The organism is Achromobacter mucicolens, from assembly GCF_902859725.1.
Taxonomy (GTDB): domain Bacteria; phylum Pseudomonadota; class Gammaproteobacteria; order Burkholderiales; family Burkholderiaceae_B; genus Achromobacter; species Achromobacter mucicolens.
In genome coordinates this window covers 88,644-104,207 of record NZ_CADIJP010000016.1, presented here as the reverse complement: position 1 = coordinate 104,207, position 15,564 = coordinate 88,644, and the positions used below count along the sequence as shown (strand labels likewise).

Sequence of the window (15,564 nt, the reverse complement as noted above, 5' to 3'; positions counted from 1 at the left end):
ATGACCCGTCCCGCGCTCTTGCCGTCGCCTTCGGCCACTTCCGCCGCCCCGTCATCCCTATGGGAGGGATACGGCTACGGTTTCCTGGGCGTGCTGGTGTTTTCGCTGACGCTGCCCATGACCCGCGTGGCGGTGGCCGAACTGGCGCCGCTGCTGGTGGGATTGGGCCGCGCGCTGATCGCCGCGCTGCCCGCGGTCGCCCTGTTATGGCTGACCCGCAGCCGCCGGCCCAATCGCGCGGAATGGCCGGGCGTGATCCTGGCGGCGCTGGGCATCGTCGTGGGCTGGCCGCTGGCCTCGTCGATCGCGATGCAGACGGTGCCTTCGTCGCAAGGCGCGGTATTCAACGGCCTGCTGCCGCTGTCCACCGCCGCCTTTGCCGCGCTGCGCAGCGGTGAAAGGCCTTCCGCCGCCTTCTGGGGCTGGGCCGTCGCGGGCGCCGCGCTGGTTACCGCTTATGCGCTGCGCCAGGGCGAAGGCACGCTGACCGCCGGCTACCTGTGGCTGCTGGTGGCCGTGGTGCTGGGCGGCATGGGCTACGCCGAGGGCGCGCGCGCCTCGCGCACGCTGGGCGGTTGGCGCACAATATGTTGGGCGCTGGCCATCAGCGCGCCCGTGGTGGCCCTGCCGGTCGGCTGGATGGCGGCGCAGCAGCCCCACTGGCCCAGCTCGGACGTGATCGCTGCCTGCGCCTACCTGGCCTTCGGCTCGATGTTCCTGGGATTTTTCGCCTGGTACCGCGGCCTGGCCGCCGGCGGAATTGCCCGGGTCGGACAAGTGCAATTGCTGCAACCCTTCCTTACCGTCGTGGCCGCTGCTTTGCTGTTTGGCGAAACCGTGGAGGCGACGACGTTCGTGTTTGCCGCCGCCGTGATCGCCGTTATTGCCGGCGGACGCCGCGCCATCGTAAGGACCCCGAAATGAACCTGCTTCCTGCCAATTGGGCCGACGTCCCGCTGGCCTCACTTTCCCTGCTGGGTCCACTGGCGCTGTTTGCGCTGGTCAGCTCGATCACGCCCGGCCCCAATAACGTGATGCTGGCCTCGTCGGGCCTGAACTTCGGATTCCGGCGCAGCGTGCCGCATTTGCTGGGCGTGAACCTGGGTTTCACGCTGATGATCTTTCTGGTGGGCGTCGGCCTGGGTTCGGTCTTCCAGCAGACGCCCGCCCTCTATACCGTCCTGAAGTACGCCGGCGCTGCCTATTTGCTGTATCTGGCGTGGAAGATCGCCAACTCCGGCCCGCTGGACGAGGGCGAGGCGCGCGGCAAGCCGTTCACGTTCCTGCAGGCCGCCGCCTTCCAGTGGGTCAATCCCAAGGCCTGGGTGATGGCGGTGGGCGTGGTGGCGACCTACACGCCGCAGAACGGCTTCTTCGCCAACCTGGTGATCGCGACGCTGGTCTGCGGCATCGTCAACCTGCCCAGCATCGGCATCTGGGTAACCTTCGGCACGGCCCTGCGCCGCGTGCTGCACCGGCCCGCAGCCATCCGCGCCTTCAATGTGGGCATGGCCCTGCTGCTGGTCGCCTCGCTGTATCCCGTCGCCCTGGAACTGCTCTACTGACCCGCCGTTCAGGCCAGCAGCCCCACCACCACGGCCGGCGTGACCAGCACGTTGAACAGGCCCGCCATCACCATCACCAGGCCCGCGACCGCGCCCTCTTCGGCGGCCAGCTCACGGGCCTTGGCCGTGCCCGCCCCGTGCGCCCCCATGCCGAATAACGCGCCGCGCGCCAATGCCGAGCGCAGCGGCAGCCACCGGCACATGAGCTGTCCGATGGCCGCGCCAAACACGCCCGTCACGATGACAAAGACGGCCGTCAGGTCAGGCACGCCGCCCACATGGGACGACACCGCCACGGCAAACGGCGTGGCGACCGAACGCGGCAGCAGGCTAAGCCGCAGGTCCGGCGGCAAATCCAGCAGGCTGCCCAGCAGCCATGCGCTGGCGCCCGCGATGCCGCTGCCCACCGCCACCCCGGCGGCCAGCACCGGCCAGTAACGCCGGATCAGCGCGCGCTGCTGATACAGCGGCAAGGCGAATGCCACGATGACCGGGCCGAGCATGGCCATCAGCCAGTGCGAGCCGGACATGTATTCGCGATAGCCGGTATGCAGCAGGATGGCCAGCGTCAGCAGGAGCGCGGGCGCAACGACCAGCGTGGACGTCCACCAGTAGGCATAGCGGCGGTAGAACAGACGCGCGCAGACGTAGGCGGCGACCGTCGCGGCCGGCCAGAAAAGCAGGTTGAAGTCAGGCGGCATGGCGGTTCATCCAGCGATAGCAAAGATCGATGGTCAGCGCCGTGCCTGCCATGACGAGCGCCGTGCCCAGCAGGATTACCGCCAGCAGCTTGACGCCCAGCAGCCCCAGGAATTCACGGTGGTCCAGCAGCGACATGACCGCCGGTACGAAGAAGAGCAGCATTTCGCCCAGCAGCCAGCTTGCGCCGCGCTGCACATTGCGCACACGCAACCGGCGCGTCGCCAGCAGAAGCAGCACCAGCGCCATCCCGATGACGCCGCCGGGCACCGGCAGGCCAGAGGCCTGCGCCACCGCCTGACCCGCCAGGGAAAAAAGAACGATCAATGCAATCTGGAGCAGACGGCTGCGGCGCAGCGCGCTGCGCAAAAGGATGGAATGGCGAAAGCGGGTCATGAGACGAAATCCAGCGGCAAGGTTCCGTTGTACGCCTGCGGCAGGCATAGATAAAATGAATTCGATGAATCCCATCTATTCCAATCAGGCATAGCCATGGAACTGCGTACGCTACGCGCCCTGGTCGAAGTCGTCCGGCAAGGCGGTTTTTCCCAGGCGGCGAAGGTCGTCCATGCCACCCAACCCACAGTCAGCAAAGCCGTGCGGCAACTGGAGGATGAACTGGGCATGCCGCTCCTGGACCGGCAGGCGCAGCCGTTAAGGCTGACGGCGGCCGGCGAGATCGTGTACCGGCGCGCCATCGCCATGTTGGCCGAGCGCGACGACCTGCGGGCCGAGTTGGACGATCTGAAAGGCTTGAAGCGCGGCGTGCTGCGCCTGGGCCTGCCGCCGCTGGGCAGCAGTTCCCTGTTCGCGCCGATGTTCGCGCGCTTTCGCAGCCGTTATCCCAGCATCGAGATCAGTCTGGTGGAGCATGGCAGCCGCCGCCTCGAAGAGATGGTAATGGCTGGCGAAATCGAGCTCGCCGGGTCGCTCAAGCCGGTGCCCGGCCATTTCGAATGGCAGCCGGTGGCACGCGAACCGCTGGTCGCCCTGATGCCCGCCGACCATCCGCAGGCGCATGCGCCCTCTGTGGGACTGCACGACCTGCGCGACTCGCCCTTCATCTTGTTCGAGAGCGGCTTCGCCTTGAACCGCATCATCCACGACGCGTGTCAGCGGGCGGGCTTCGTGCCGGCCATCGCCGCGCGCAGCGGCCAGATCGATTTCATCGTGGCGCTGGTGGCCGCGGGGCTGGGCGTCGCATTCCTGCCGCGCATCACGGCAGACGTGGCGCTGCACGCAGGCGTGGCGCGCGCGCCTTTGCGCGATACGGGGACGGACTGGGAAATGGTGCTGTTGTGGCGCCGCGGCGGCTATTTATCCTACGCCGCGCAGGCGTGGCTGGCGTTGACGCGCGAGGTGCATCCCGGCACCCCGTGACGGCGCCGGGCCGGCCGCGCCGGAGTATGCTGATGCCGGAACCCAACCCGACTTGCCGGGTCAGACCCTTCATGCCCGCCCTGCCCCGCTTCTCTGCCCGCCGACTATTCGCCGCCGCCGTGCTCACCGCCGCCGGCGTGGTCGGTTGCACGCAACTGGATTCCTGGCAACGCCAGACCATTTTTTCGCCGCAGTCCGAGCCGCAATCCTGGTGGCGCGACCCGGCCGCCGGGACGCAGGTCTATGACCTGACCCTGGAAAACGGCGACAAGGTGCGCGCCTGGTATCTGGCAAGCCCCAAGCCGGGCGCCCCCACCGTCCTGTATCTGCACGGCGCGCGCTGGAACCTGAACGGCAGCGCGTTCCGTATCGACGGCTGGAGCCGGATGGGATTTTCCATGCTGGCGATCGACTATCGCGGCTTTGGCGCGTCCACACCGCGTCTTCCGTCCGAAGAAAGCGCCCTGCAGGACGCCATGGCGGGCCTGAAGGAACTGGCGCGGCTGCAACCCGATCCGGCGCGGCGCTTCGTCTACGGACACAGCCTGGGCGGCGCAATCGCCATCGACCTGGCCTCGCGTCCCGAGCAGCCGGACTTTGCCGGCCTGATCGTGGAATCCAGCTTCACCAGCATCGGCGCGATGCTGGCCACGCTGCGTTGGGGCAACGTGCCCGGCGCCAGCCTGCTGGTCACGCAGCCCTTCGCCTCCGTGGACAAACTGGCCCAGCTGCACACGCCGATGCTGTTCATGCACGGCACCGCGGACCGCGTGGTGCCGCACACCATGAGCGACGAGCTTTTTGCGGCCGCCCGCAACGTGGCGCCGGATTTGAAGCGGCTGGTCAAGATTGAAGGCGCCTCGCATTCGGGCGCCTTTCGCAGCGGCACGCAGTACGAAACCGCCGTCAAGACCTTCATGCAGGACGCCCGCCAGGCCTACCAGCGCAAGAAGGGTTGAGCCTTTATGCCCCGGCGGCGGCAGCGCCGCGGCGCGACAGCCAGGCGATCACGCGGGGACGCGCGCGGTCGTAGGCCAGGTTGTAGAAGAAGGCATAGGGCAGATAGAACAGCACCAGCGCAATATCCAGCACGAAGGCTTCCCACAAGCTGATGCTGAGCCACCAGGCCGCCAGCGGGATCACGATGAGAATCAGGCCGAACTCAAAGCCGAATGCATGCACCACGCGCACCCGAAAAGTACGCGTCCAGCCAAAACGGTTTTCGATGCGGTCAAAGCCCGCGTTGTAGATCATGTTCCATACCAGCGCGATCCAGGCGATCACCGCGGTCAGCACGCCCATTTCAAACAGGGATTTGCCCATGGCCCAGGCCGCCACGGGGGCACACAGGCCGATAGCGATGATTTCGAACAGGAAGGCGTGGAGGAATCGTTCTTTGAGGGTTTTCTTGGCTTGCGTCATGACCCACCTGCGGTCGGTTTGCTTCGGAGTGACGGCATTTTCCACGCCTATTCCGTTACGATAAAGATCATATCCATCGGAAAATCCGATACTCGGACCCGTCACCGCCATGCGTCATTCCCTTGAATCCCTGGCCGCCTTCGCCCAGGTAGCCGCCGAAGGTTCTTTCTCGGCCGCGGCCCGCAAGCTGGGCAAAAGCCAATCCACCGTCAGCGAAACCATCGCCAACCTGGAGGTGGATCTGAACGTCACGCTGTTCGATCGCAGCCAGCGCCAGCCCGCCCTGACCGCTGCCGGCAAGGTGCTGCTGGGACAGGCCATGCAGGTGCTGGCCGCCAACGACCGGCTGAACCGCAGCGCCAGCCAGTTGTCCGAAGGCCTGGAACCCCGGCTTACGGTCGTGCTGTCCGACACATTCCAGTCGCGCACGTTCGAAACCATGCTGAGCCAGATCGACAAGCGCTACCCGGCCCTGCGCTTCGAATGCCTGATCGCGGAATACGAGGACGTGGTGGCGCTGGTGCAGCAGGGCCGCGCCCACGTCGGACTGATGGCCGCGCAGGAAACCTACCCGCCGGACGTGGCGCATGCGTGCCTGGCCGAAGGCTCGGAAATCGTCCTGTGCGTGGGGCGTTCGCATCCGTTGGCCAGCCTGCCGTCGGTCACGTCCGACCACCTGAAGACCGAGCGCGAACTGCGCCTGAGCACGTACGAGCTGGATGACAAGGACGCCACGCCCGCGCATGCGACGTGGTCGGCGCCCGGCTACCTGATGCTGCTGGAAATGGCCAGCCTGGGATTCGGCTGGACCGAACTGCCGCGCTGGACGATCCAGCGCTTTGGCGGCGATCAGCTCGTGGAACTGAAGGTGCCGGGATGGCCGCGCCGGATCCATGTCGACGCGGTCTGGTCGACGCGGCGCGCGCTGGGGCCGGCGGGCGCATGGCTGCTGGAAAGCCTTACGCGGGGATAGCGCGCCCCACTACCGGCAATTCGTGATCGGCGCGTGTCAACGCCAGGCGCGTGATGCGCACGCCGTTGGCGTCCAGCCAGTCACCCAGCTTGGGGCTGGCCAGCACGTCGAATTCGGCACGGCGCTGGCGCGCCATCGCGCTGTCCTGCTCGTTGCTTCTAGCAAAACCCAATGCCGGATGGCACATGACGAGGTCGCCCTCGCGCGCATTGAACAGCCAGGTCTGCAAGAGCTGCGCGTAGCGGCGCTGGCCGCCGTCGAACGCATACACGCCCAACAGGCGCCGGTTGGTCCGCAACCCGCTTGAACGGGCCTCACGCGCCAGCGCTGACGCGCCCAACGCGCCGATCACGTGCGCCTTGAACGATTCCTTCAGCGGAATGCCGCATTGCATGCCGGGCGCCGTCTGGCGCAACCAGGGCCGTTGCGTTCCATAACGCTGCACGAGCCGCGCCAGGACGCGCTTGCGGATGCCGGGCAATTGATGCACGTGCTGATGCCCGTCGACATAGTCCGGCGAGCGGCCGAACGCGGCTTCGAATGCGTCGAACTGTTCATCAAGCCGCGCATCGATCCAGGCGGCATCGAGCCGGCCCGCATAGGCCTTCAGGATCAACGCGCCGAGCGAAGGCAGCGGTTCGGCATCCGCGCCCAGCGTTTCCGAGAAGTTCAGATGCAGACCGATGTCCACATCGTTCGCCGCCAGCCTGGGGGCATTGGCGGCGAACGTGGGGCCCAACGAGAGGCAGCTGACCGCGCTGACCCGCCGCATGCCGGCCAGCGCAATCATGCCCTCATCGACGTCCGCATTCATGCCAAAATCATCACCGCACACCACGACGCGCTTGCTCATCAACGTCTCTCCATTCAGCTCTTCGACACATTCCCCATGCGCACCCTCATCCGGCAGATCAGTCTTTTCGTCGCCGTCGGCTGCGCTGCCGCCGCAACGCATTGGGCAGTTGCCGTGGGCTGCGTCGAAGCGTTCGGCGCACCGCCGCTGGCGGCCAACCTGATCGGCTGGCTGAGCGCCTTCGTGGTGTCCTTCAGCGGCCATTACCGGCTCACGTTTCGACATTCGCCCATACCCTGGACCGTAGCGGCCCGTCGTTTCTTTTTTATTTCAGCGATCGGCTTTGCGATCAACGAATCTGCCTATGCCTGGTTGCTGCACGCCACCGACGTACCCTACGACACGTTGCTGGCGCTGATCCTCATCGGCCTGGCGTTCGGCACCTTCATCGCTAGCCGGCTGTGGGCGTTCCGGCACAAACCCGCTGCCTGAGCGCCGCGCCCGCATCCACGCGCCACATCGCATGCCGGGCGCTCGTCACGACGGGCGCCAGCCCTTGCAGCGGCAGGTAGATGGCGCCATCGCCATGCCCGCCCCACACCCAGAACCGCGCACCGTCCGGCGCCGCGCACAGCGTGGCGTTGAACTGCTCGGCGCTGATCAGCACCTGTTTGCCGGTGACCGGATCGAACTTCGCGGCGTCGTACAGCTCCTTGCGCCAGTTGTCGCGCACCGGCACCTCGGGATTGAGCCAGTCGTCCACGACCCAGGTAGGCCGCGGGGCGCGCGCGTAGAGCGCCAGGTCGAAGGGATAGGCGTGCAGCGACACGAAGGTATCGTCCGGACGCGCTTCCTGCCGCACGACCTGGGCCAGCGGCGCGGCGCTGCCCTTCGCATTGAATGCGGCGATGCCCACGGCGACGACGCAGATGCCGGCGGCGACCACCGCGCTGATGCGCACCAGCCGCGGCGTCGTCACACCGTTCTCGCTGCGCCACGCCGCCAGGATGACCTCTGCCAGCAGAAACGCGAGCGGCGCCAGCGCAGGCAGCACATAGCCGATCAGCTTGGAATGCGGCAACGAAAAGAACACCACCACTACGGCGAACCACACCGCGGCCAGGCGCCGCAGGCTGCGCGCCGGCCCCGCGAGCCAGAACGCGCGACGCAGGATGCCGCCGCCCCACAGCGACCACGGCAGGCTCAAGCCGGCCAGCACGGGCAGGTAGAACCAGAACGGCTGGGCATTGTTGAAACCGCCGGCCGCGAAGCGCTGGAAATGCTGATAGACGAAGAAGTAGTCGTAAAAGCCCGGAAACCGCATCTGCATCAGGACGAACCACGGCGCCGCCACCGCCAGGAACACCAGCAGCGCCGGCGGCCAGACCAGCGCCCTAAGCCCGCGCCAGCGCCGCTCCCAGACCAGCCACAGCAACAGGATGGCGCCGGGCAGCACCAGGCCGATCAGCCCCTTGGCCAGCACCGCCAGCGCGGCCAGCGCCCCAGCCGCCACGGACATCGCGCGCCACCGTTCGCCACGCTCGACGCGCAACACGGTTTCCGCGGCAGCCAGCACGCACAGCGTGATGAGGCCCGCGACCAGCATGTCCAGGTTGGCAAACTGCGCGCCGCCGTAGAAGAACGGCACGGTGCAAAGGACCAGCACCGTCAGCGAGGCGGCCGCCGCGTCGCGATGCCTGCGCACGAATACGTACAAACCGGCGGCCGCGCTCCACGCGGCCAGCCACGAAGGCAAGCGCGCCGCCCACGGATGCACGCCGAACACCGAAAACGATAATTCGGTCAGCCAGTAATACAGCGGCGGCTTGTGAAAGTACGGCATGCCGTCCAGCAGCGGGACGGCGTGCGAGCCGCTGCGCAGCATGTCCCAGGCGACGCCGGCGTAGCGCCCCTCGTCGGGCAGCGTCAGCGGACGCATCCACGCCAACCAGGCAAGCCAGATTCCCGCGGCCAGCAGCAGCCATCCTGCCGGCGGGGTCCATTCGGAGCGCGCCGGCTTGTTAAGGTTGGCCATCATCAGCCCTGCGCCTTGCCGGCGGGACCGCCTCGGGTGCGTCGCACGACAAACAGCGGACGGCCCTTCACTTCGTCGAAGATGCGGGCGACATATTCGCCCACGACGCCCAGCGAGATCAGGTTGACGCCCGCAAAGAACAGCACTGCCGTAACGATGGTCGTCCATCCGGACACGGCGTTGCCGGACGTCAGGTAGGCCACCACCAGGAATGTCGCATAGGCCAGCGCCAGGACGGCAAACGCCACGCCCACCAGACTGACCATGCGCAGCGGCCAGGTCGTAAAGGCAGTCAATCCGTCCAGCGCCAGGCGGAAAAGGCGCAGACCGCTGTAGGTGCTGGTGCCGTGCATGCGCTCGTCGGGCGTGTACGGCAGCGCCTCGCCCTTGAATCCGACCCAGGCATACAGGCCTTTCATGAAGCGGGTGCGCTCGGGCAGCGCGATCAGCGCGTCAACCACGCTTCGATCCATCAACCGGAAGTCGCCGGCGTGCGCCGGCACCTGCACGCCGCGCGCATTGCTGAGCAGCTGGTAGAACCAGCGCGCGCCCGAGCGCTTGAGCCAGGATTCGTCGGCGCGGTCGCGCCGCACGGCGTACACCATTTCGGCGCCGGCCGACCAGCGCGCGAGCATCAGCTCGATCAACGCGGGCGGATGCTGCAGGTCGGCGTCCAGGCAGATCACCACGTTGCCGGTGGAGGCCTCCAGGCCCGCGCTCAGCGCGGCTTCCTTGCCGAAATTGCGCGACAGCTGCACGTGGCGAAAGCCCTCGTGTTCGGTCCATTCCGACATCAGCGCGTCGGTGCCGTCAGTGCTGCCGTCGTCGGCCACGATGATTTCCCAGCTGGTGCACAACGCCGACAGCCGGTTGCGCAAGAGCGGCAGCAGCACGCGCAGGTTCTCGCACTCGTTCAGGCACGGAATGACGCAAGTGACACGGATGTCATACGGCACGTCCGCGGTCTGCGGCGGCCACACGGAACGCAGGGGCAGAGGCTTACCCAACACCTGCGGCGCTGGGGGGTCGGACCGGAACTGGATGTGCATGAGACTTTGATTGGACGGAATGCGGGGCACGATGCGGTGCAGTATGCGCAGGGCCTCGTCGAATTTTCATGAAATGCCGGCGCGCCCCCGATCGTTACAATGGCGGGCAGTTTTCAGGCTTCGACACGTCATGCAATATCAAGTCCGTCCCATGCTGGCCAGCGATGTGGACGCCATCCTCCAGGCCCAAGCCCTCGCCTATCCGCGGTTCCTGCTGGAGGGCGCCGGCTTTTTCCTGAACCGCCTCGCGCTTGCGCCGCACTATTGCTGGGTTGCCCAGCCGGATGCGCCAAGCGAATCCGGCGCGCTGCTGGGCTATCTGATTTCCTATCCCTGGGACGCGGGCCTGCCGCCCGCCCTGGATGTGCCGCTTTCCGCGCTGCCGCCGCAGGCCGATCACTGGTTCCTGCATGACTGCGCAGTCGTGCCGGCGGCGCAGGGCTTGGGCGTGGGCCAGGCGCTGGTGGGCGCCGCCGCCGCGCGCGCCGTGGAAAACGGCCTGACGCGCGCCAGCCTGGTATCCCTGGCGTCTGCGGCGAGCTACTGGCTGCGGCATGGGTATGCGCCGCTTGCCCCGCAGCCTCCCGGCCTGGCCGAGAAACTCGCCGGCTATGGCGCAGGCGCCAGTTACATGTCGCGCGCCTTTCCCTTCCCGGCCTCACCCCCCTTGCGCGCCTGATCGAGCCGTCTTTCAAAACGTGTACAGCCACGCTTTGCCGGACGTAAGATAGGTCCGCAGTCCGCACACGATGCGGCGGCAGAACGGTCTGAAAACGCGGTTTGATTACGGCTTGAAATCGGTTTGAACAGTCTGGCTTGCTGCGCCCCGGCGGGGCGCGAAGGTTCATATGATCTCCCTTTCGCCCGTCCAATCCCTTCTCGCCTGCTGCCTCGTGCTCGTCATCGGACGCGTCATGACCACGCGCATCGGCGTCCTGGCGCGCTACAGCATTCCGGACCCCATCGTGGGCGGGCTATTGTTCGCCGTGCTGGCCTACCTGCTGTCCACCTGGGGCGGCGTCGCCGTTTCGCTGGAAACCAGCATCAAGCCCACGCTGCTGCTGCTGTTCTTTGGCTGCATCGGGCTGACCGCCAACTTGAAGCTGCTGGCCCGGGGCGGGCCCCGTCTCATTGCCTTTCTGCTGGCGCTGATCCCCTTTCTGGTTCTGCAGAATGCCGTGGGCCTGGGCATGGCCTGGCTGCTGGACATGCACCCGCTCATGGGACTGTTGGGCGGCACGATCACCCTGGTGGGCGGACACGGCACGGGCGCGGCTTACGCGACACGCTTTGCCGACTTCAACAACATCCAGGACGTCATGCCACTGGCCATGACGGCCGCGACGCTGGGCCTGGTGCTGGGCGGCATCGTGGGCGGGCCCGTGGCGGAATGGATCATGCGCCGCCACAAGGTGTCGGGCAGCCTTGACCATACCGCGGCTCAAGGCGACCAGCCCGCCGACCTGAACGAAGACCAGCAGCCGCCCACGGCCGGGACGTTCATCCTGTCCATGACCGCGGCGTTCGTGTGCCTGGTGGTCGGCGGCGTCCTGGCGGCGCTGGTTGAAGACGCGCCCGTCAGCCTGCCCAACTTCCTGTGGTGCCTGGCCACCGGCGTGCTCATCCGCAATGCGGGTCCGCTGGTCGGCATCCGGCTCGACGACCGGGCCACCGAGATCATCGGCACGATCTCGCTGTCGCTGTTCCTGGGCATGACGATGATGACGCTGGACCTGTCCAGCGTCGCGAGGCTGGCCGGCCCGCTGGCGCTGATGCTGGCCGTCCAGACGCTGGTGTGCGCGCTCTACGCCGCGTGGGTGGTGTTCCGGCTGCTCAAGCGCGACTACGAGGCGGCCATCATGTCCGCCGCCTTCTGCGGCTTCGCGATGGGCGCCACGGCCACCGCCATCGCCAACATGCAGGCCCTCACGCGCCGCCACGGCCCGGCGCCGGAAGCGTTCATCGTGGTCCCCGTCACCGGGGCCTTCCTGGTGGACATCCTGAACGTGATCGTCCTGAGCTCGCTGATTTCCTTGCCATTCGTGGGAGGAATGTAGCCATGTTCAAGAAACTTTTGATGGTATTGCTGTGCGCGATGCTGGCCGCCTGCGGCCGCGCACCCGATGCTGACGCCTTGCGCGCCGACGTCACGCGCAGCCTGGAAGCCACCTATGGGCAGGACCTGTTTCGCATCGCCAATCTCAAGCGAATGGGATCGGCCACGGACAGCACCGCGCCAGCCGGCGAAACCCGCCGCGTGGTGTATTACGACGTCGACCTGGAACTGACCCGCGACATTTCGCTGGGCGCGTGGGACCAGCCCGGCGCGGCGTCGCTGGTGACGCTGCTGGGCGCGGGCCCGCGCAGCATCAGCGGCGTGAAGTCCGGCGGCAACAAGGCCGGAGATCGCATCATCGCCCATGCCAGCGCCATCTACCGCGAAGACGGCGGGGCGTGGAAGCTGGTGACGCCGGCAGGCTTCAAGGCGGCCGAAGCGCCGTCGCTGGACACCGGCGCGCCGCCCCCGGTCACGCGCCAGTTGCTGGACACGTTGGACCAGATCACGCATTCGGTGACCTACAGCGCCTCCAGCACCGCCCAGCACGTCGTGCAGCAGGAGCTGGAACGCTCGGTGGCGCGCATCAACGGCCGCCTGTCCCGGCTGCAGCAGGGTTACCCGCTGGCCGGCGGCCCGGACCGCGGCGAATACCTGGCGTTTGCGCGCGCCCTGAGCGACGTCGCCCGAAAACGCCAGATCCGGGTGTCGCCGCTTATCACCGGCGGCGGGGCCGACAACATTGCGCTCCTGCGCAGCGGCGACGCCGTGGTCGGCCTGGCCCAGGCGGACACGGCGCGGCTGGCCTATGAAGGCGCGGGCCCCTTTGCGGGGCAAGGCCCCTTCCCCGGTCTGCGTGCCCTGGGCAGCCTGTACCCGGAACTGGTCCATATCGTCGTGCGCGACGACCCCGCGCTGCGCGGCGTGCGGGACCTGAAGGGCAAGACGATCGCGCTGGGGCCGGAAGGATCGGCCGTGCGCGAGACGCTGCAAACCGTGCTGGCGGCGCATGGTCTGCAGGCGGGCCGCGATTACAAGGTGTCGGACTCGCCTTTCGTCGCCGCCCTGCCGCTCCTGCATGCTGGCACGGTCGACGCCGCGGCCCAGGTGATCGGCGTACCGGCCACGCCGCTGCGCGATGCGCTGATTCCCGCGCAGCTCAAGCTGCTGCCGCTGGACCCGGACGCCATCAAGACGCTCACTTCCGGGGATAGCGTGCTGATGCCGCTGGACATCGCGGCCGGCACCTACCCCAATCAGGCGCAGCGCATTCCGACGGTGGGGGTGGCGGCGCTGATGCTGACCACCACCGACCTCACGCGCGACGAAGCGCTTGTCGTGGTGCGTGCCGTCTACCAGGCCGGGCAGGACCTGCTGGCGGCCGGTTCGACACAGGGTTCGCAGGTGTCTGCGGCCACCGCCCGGCTTGGCCTGAGCGTGCCGCTGCACGACGGCGCAGAGGAAGGCATCGCCCAACTGGAGCACGCCAAACCGCGCTGAGCCGGGTTGCGTCTATGATGGCGCTCCCTATCAGGAAATCCGATGAACAAATTCGACCTCCAAAAGAACCAGGCCCTGAAGCTGGCCGGCCAACTCAAGCAATCGGCCACGCCGGACCGCTTCGGCACCGCCTCCCAGGTGCCCGACCGCCGCGAACAGCGCAAGCTGGATCAGGCCGCCGGCCTGGTCCCCTTCCCCCTGAAGTTGTCGCAGGCGCAGGCTGACAAGCTGCGCGCCGCCGCCGCCGAACGCGGCGTGTCGACCAATGACCTCGTGGCCGAGGCGCTTGAGAAAGCGCTGGGCGCGTAAGCGCGATGCATATCTGGGTCGACGCGGACGCCTGTCCCGCCGTCATCAAGGACATCCTCTTTCGCGCCGCGCAGCGCTGGCAGATGCCGCTGACGCTGGTGGCCAATCAGCCGCTCTACACCCCGCCATCGCCGCTGATCCGTGCCGTGCAGGTGCCGCGCGGCTTTGACGTGGCCGACGCGCACATCGTGGAGCGCGCGGAACAAGGCGATCTCGTCATCACCGGCGACATACCGCTGGCCGCGCAGGTGCTTGAGAAAGGCGCCATGGCGATCAATCCCCGCGGCGAGCGCTATTCGACGGAGACCATCCGCGAACGGCTGGCGCTGCGGGACATGATGGAGGAACTGCGCGCCAGCGGCGTGGACACGGGCGGCCCGTCGTCCTTCAGCCAGTCCGACCGCAAGGCGTTTGCAAACCAGCTGGACACGCTGCTTGCGCGCGTGGCCCGGCAGCAGGCGCAAAAAAGCTGAAGCCGCCTGCGGCGGCGTCAAGAAAAGGTGATGTAGGCCTTGTAGATGATCGCGCCGATGGCGGTGACCAGGCCAAGGCCCATCAGGGTCATGCCGAGATTACGGTCACGAAACCCGAAGCCGATCAACATGAGCGCCACGCCCGTGCAAATGATGATGAGCATGGTATTGGTGTGCGGACTCATGGCCTTCTCCTGTTTGCTTGGCAGTCAATCGCCGATTTATTGATGATAGACAGGCGTGGAACAGGCTTGGCGCAACCGGGGTACTGCCGGGTTGCGCCAGATCAGAGAAAGAGTAATGAATCAAAAACAAAAAAGCCAACCGATGAAGGTTGGCTTTTTGCTTGCTGCCCGAAGAACAAGACCTGCATCGCGAAAAACCTGCTGCGAACTGGCCATTGTCTTTTGGGGCACTTCAAAGGCTTGAGCGCCTTGGAAGGTCTTTGGTGGGTAGTACTGGGTTCGAACCAGTGACCCCTGCCGTGTGAAGGCAGTGCTCTACCACTGAGCTAACCACCCCGAAAGAGGCGAAATAATAGCACGAATTTTTAAACGTGTGCAAGTCGCCTCTGATAACTTCTTAGGCGGCTGCCGCGACAGGCGCATCGACCTTGCGCCACACGCATTCGCCGCCCACGCTCTTGTCCAGCGCGGCAAGGTAAGCCTCGTGTTCGGCAAGCTCTTCGGCGCTGGCCGTGATGACCGGCAGACCCGAGGCATCGAACCGGGCAAGCACCATGCCGCCGCCGCTGGCGCCGGCGCTGTCGTCCACATCGATGAGCAGCGCATCCTGGCCACGCGTCATCGCCAGCCAGACTTCAGCCAGAAGCTGCGAGTCCAGCAATGCGCCGTGCAGCGTGCGGTGCGCGTTCGAGATGCCGAAGCGGTCGCACAGCGCATCCAGGGAATTGCGCTTGCCCGGGAACAGCGACCGGGCGTGCAGCAGCGAGTCGGTGACGGTCTCGCAGAATTCGGTGATGGGACCGCGGCCGATCTTTGCGAGTTCGGCGTTGAAGAACTTCACGTCGAACGCGGCGTTGTGCGCGATCAGTTCGGCGCCCTGGATGAACTTGACGAATTCGTCCGCGACTTCGGCAAAGCGCGGCTTGTCCGACAGGAACTCGGTGGTCAGCCCGTGCACCGCCAGCGCCTCGGGATCGCTGTCGCGGTCCGGGTTCAGGTAGATGTGCAGGTTGTTGCCGGTCGGCGTGCGATTGACGATTTCAACGCAGCCGATTTCGACGATGCGATGACCCTGTGCTGGGTCCAGTCCGGTGGTTTCCGTGTCAAAGATGATCTGGCGCATAA

The 15,564-nt window shown here is 66.7% G+C and carries 19 protein-coding genes and 1 tRNA gene; 11 read left to right on the top strand and 9 right to left on the bottom strand.

Annotated features, from left to right (window positions below; translation table 11 throughout):
* Both HV786_RS19980 and HV786_RS19975 read left to right on the top strand, forming a co-directional pair.
* Entirely contained in the window at window positions 1–924 is a 924-nt protein-coding gene (locus HV786_RS19980) for a DMT family transporter (protein ID WP_175211638.1), read from the top strand.
* Window positions 921–1,565 carry a LysE family translocator gene (locus HV786_RS19975; RefSeq protein WP_128829935.1) on the top strand — a complete coding sequence of 215 codons (645 nt, stop codon included), beginning with the start codon at window positions 921–923 and terminating at the stop codon, window positions 1,563–1,565. Before HV786_RS19980 ends, HV786_RS19975 begins: the two co-directional genes overlap by 4 nt.
* A gap of 8 nt (window positions 1,566–1,573) precedes the next feature.
* Here HV786_RS19975 and HV786_RS19970 read toward each other — a convergent pair whose 3' ends face one another.
* Together HV786_RS19970 and HV786_RS19965 are read right to left on the bottom strand one after the other, a co-directional pair.
* On the bottom strand, window positions 1,574–2,266 hold the full coding sequence (locus HV786_RS19970; RefSeq protein WP_175211636.1) for an LrgB family protein: 693 nt from the start codon (window positions 2,264–2,266) through the stop codon (window positions 1,574–1,576).
* The gene (locus tag HV786_RS19965) at window positions 2,256–2,660 is read right to left on the bottom strand and encodes a CidA/LrgA family protein (RefSeq protein ID WP_056327888.1); all 405 of its coding nucleotides are present in this window, start codon (window positions 2,658–2,660) and stop codon (window positions 2,256–2,258) included. Before HV786_RS19965 ends, HV786_RS19970 begins: the two co-directional genes overlap by 11 nt.
* Before the next feature lie 96 nt (window positions 2,661–2,756).
* On the opposite strand from HV786_RS19965, the gene HV786_RS19960 reads away from it, so the two are divergent.
* The gene (locus HV786_RS19960) at window positions 2,757–3,644 is read left to right on the top strand and encodes a LysR family transcriptional regulator (RefSeq protein ID WP_128829933.1); all 888 of its coding nucleotides are present in this window, start codon (window positions 2,757–2,759) and stop codon (window positions 3,642–3,644) included.
* A gap of 71 nt (window positions 3,645–3,715) precedes the next feature.
* Window positions 3,716–4,603: an alpha/beta hydrolase gene (locus tag HV786_RS19955; protein ID WP_128829932.1), complete on the top strand. Its 888-nt coding sequence runs from the start codon at window positions 3,716–3,718 to the stop codon at window positions 4,601–4,603.
* A gap of 4 nt (window positions 4,604–4,607) precedes the next feature.
* Here the strand turns inward: HV786_RS19955 and HV786_RS19950 are convergent, their stop codons facing one another.
* The gene (locus HV786_RS19950) at window positions 4,608–5,066 is read right to left on the bottom strand and encodes a multidrug/biocide efflux PACE transporter (protein ID WP_128830105.1); all 459 of its coding nucleotides are present in this window, start codon (window positions 5,064–5,066) and stop codon (window positions 4,608–4,610) included.
* A 109-nt stretch (window positions 5,067–5,175) separates the two neighbouring features.
* Between HV786_RS19950 and HV786_RS19945 the strand changes: the two genes are divergently transcribed.
* Window positions 5,176–6,039, top strand: a complete 864-nt coding sequence (locus HV786_RS19945) for a LysR family transcriptional regulator (protein WP_128829931.1) — start codon at window positions 5,176–5,178, stop codon at window positions 6,037–6,039.
* On the opposite strand, the gene HV786_RS19940 is transcribed toward HV786_RS19945, so the two are convergent.
* Window positions 6,026–6,892, bottom strand: a complete 867-nt coding sequence (locus HV786_RS19940; protein WP_128829930.1) for a ChbG/HpnK family deacetylase — start codon at window positions 6,890–6,892, stop codon at window positions 6,026–6,028. The two genes, HV786_RS19945 and HV786_RS19940, sit on opposite strands and share 14 nt — an antisense overlap.
* A 36-nt stretch (window positions 6,893–6,928) precedes the next feature.
* Between HV786_RS19940 and HV786_RS19935 the strand changes: the two genes are divergently transcribed.
* Entirely contained in the window at window positions 6,929–7,324 is a 396-nt protein-coding gene (locus tag HV786_RS19935) for a GtrA family protein (RefSeq protein WP_082586437.1), read from the top strand.
* Here the strand turns inward: HV786_RS19935 and HV786_RS19930 are convergent.
* On the bottom strand, window positions 7,284–8,867 hold the full coding sequence (locus HV786_RS19930; RefSeq protein ID WP_420809647.1) for an ArnT family glycosyltransferase: 1,584 nt from the start codon (window positions 8,865–8,867) through the stop codon (window positions 7,284–7,286). The two genes, HV786_RS19935 and HV786_RS19930, sit on opposite strands and share 41 nt — an antisense overlap.
* A 2-nt stretch (window positions 8,868–8,869) precedes the next feature.
* Window positions 8,870–9,916 (bottom strand): glycosyltransferase family 2 protein, encoded by a 1,047-nt coding sequence (locus tag HV786_RS19925; RefSeq protein WP_128829928.1) that lies wholly within the window; start codon window positions 9,914–9,916, stop codon window positions 8,870–8,872.
* Between the two features lie 151 nt (window positions 9,917–10,067).
* On the opposite strand from HV786_RS19925, the gene HV786_RS19920 reads away from it, so the two are divergent.
* From HV786_RS19920 to HV786_RS19900, 5 genes are all read left to right on the top strand, one after another.
* Window positions 10,068–10,595: a GNAT family N-acetyltransferase gene (locus HV786_RS19920; protein WP_175211650.1), complete on the top strand. Its 528-nt coding sequence runs from the start codon at window positions 10,068–10,070 to the stop codon at window positions 10,593–10,595.
* Between the two features lie 169 nt (window positions 10,596–10,764).
* Complete coding sequence (gene gltS / locus HV786_RS19915) at window positions 10,765–11,973, top strand: sodium/glutamate symporter (RefSeq protein WP_128829927.1); 1,209 nt, start codon at window positions 10,765–10,767, stop codon at window positions 11,971–11,973.
* Window positions 11,974–11,975: 2 nt separating this feature from the next.
* On the top strand, window positions 11,976–13,472 hold the full coding sequence (locus HV786_RS19910; protein WP_128829926.1) for a TAXI family TRAP transporter solute-binding subunit: 1,497 nt from the start codon (window positions 11,976–11,978) through the stop codon (window positions 13,470–13,472).
* A gap of 42 nt (window positions 13,473–13,514) precedes the next feature.
* Complete coding sequence (locus tag HV786_RS19905) at window positions 13,515–13,781, top strand: hypothetical protein (RefSeq protein ID WP_128829925.1); 267 nt, start codon at window positions 13,515–13,517, stop codon at window positions 13,779–13,781.
* A gap of 5 nt (window positions 13,782–13,786) precedes the next feature.
* The gene (locus HV786_RS19900; protein ID WP_128829924.1) at window positions 13,787–14,254 is read left to right on the top strand and encodes a YaiI/YqxD family protein; all 468 of its coding nucleotides are present in this window, start codon (window positions 13,787–13,789) and stop codon (window positions 14,252–14,254) included.
* 17 nt (window positions 14,255–14,271) lie between these two features.
* Here the strand turns inward: HV786_RS19900 and HV786_RS19895 are convergent, their stop codons facing one another.
* From HV786_RS19895 to dnaQ, 3 genes are all read right to left on the bottom strand, one after another.
* Window positions 14,272–14,439, bottom strand: a complete 168-nt coding sequence (locus HV786_RS19895) for a hypothetical protein (RefSeq protein WP_167427935.1) — start codon at window positions 14,437–14,439, stop codon at window positions 14,272–14,274.
* 261 nt (window positions 14,440–14,700) lie between these two features.
* Window positions 14,701–14,775 (bottom strand) — tRNA-Val (locus HV786_RS19890).
* A gap of 61 nt (window positions 14,776–14,836) precedes the next feature.
* Window positions 14,837–15,562: a DNA polymerase III subunit epsilon gene (gene dnaQ / locus HV786_RS19885; protein ID WP_056327877.1), complete on the bottom strand. Its 726-nt coding sequence runs from the start codon at window positions 15,560–15,562 to the stop codon at window positions 14,837–14,839.
* Window positions 15,563–15,564: the final 2 nt, after the last annotated feature.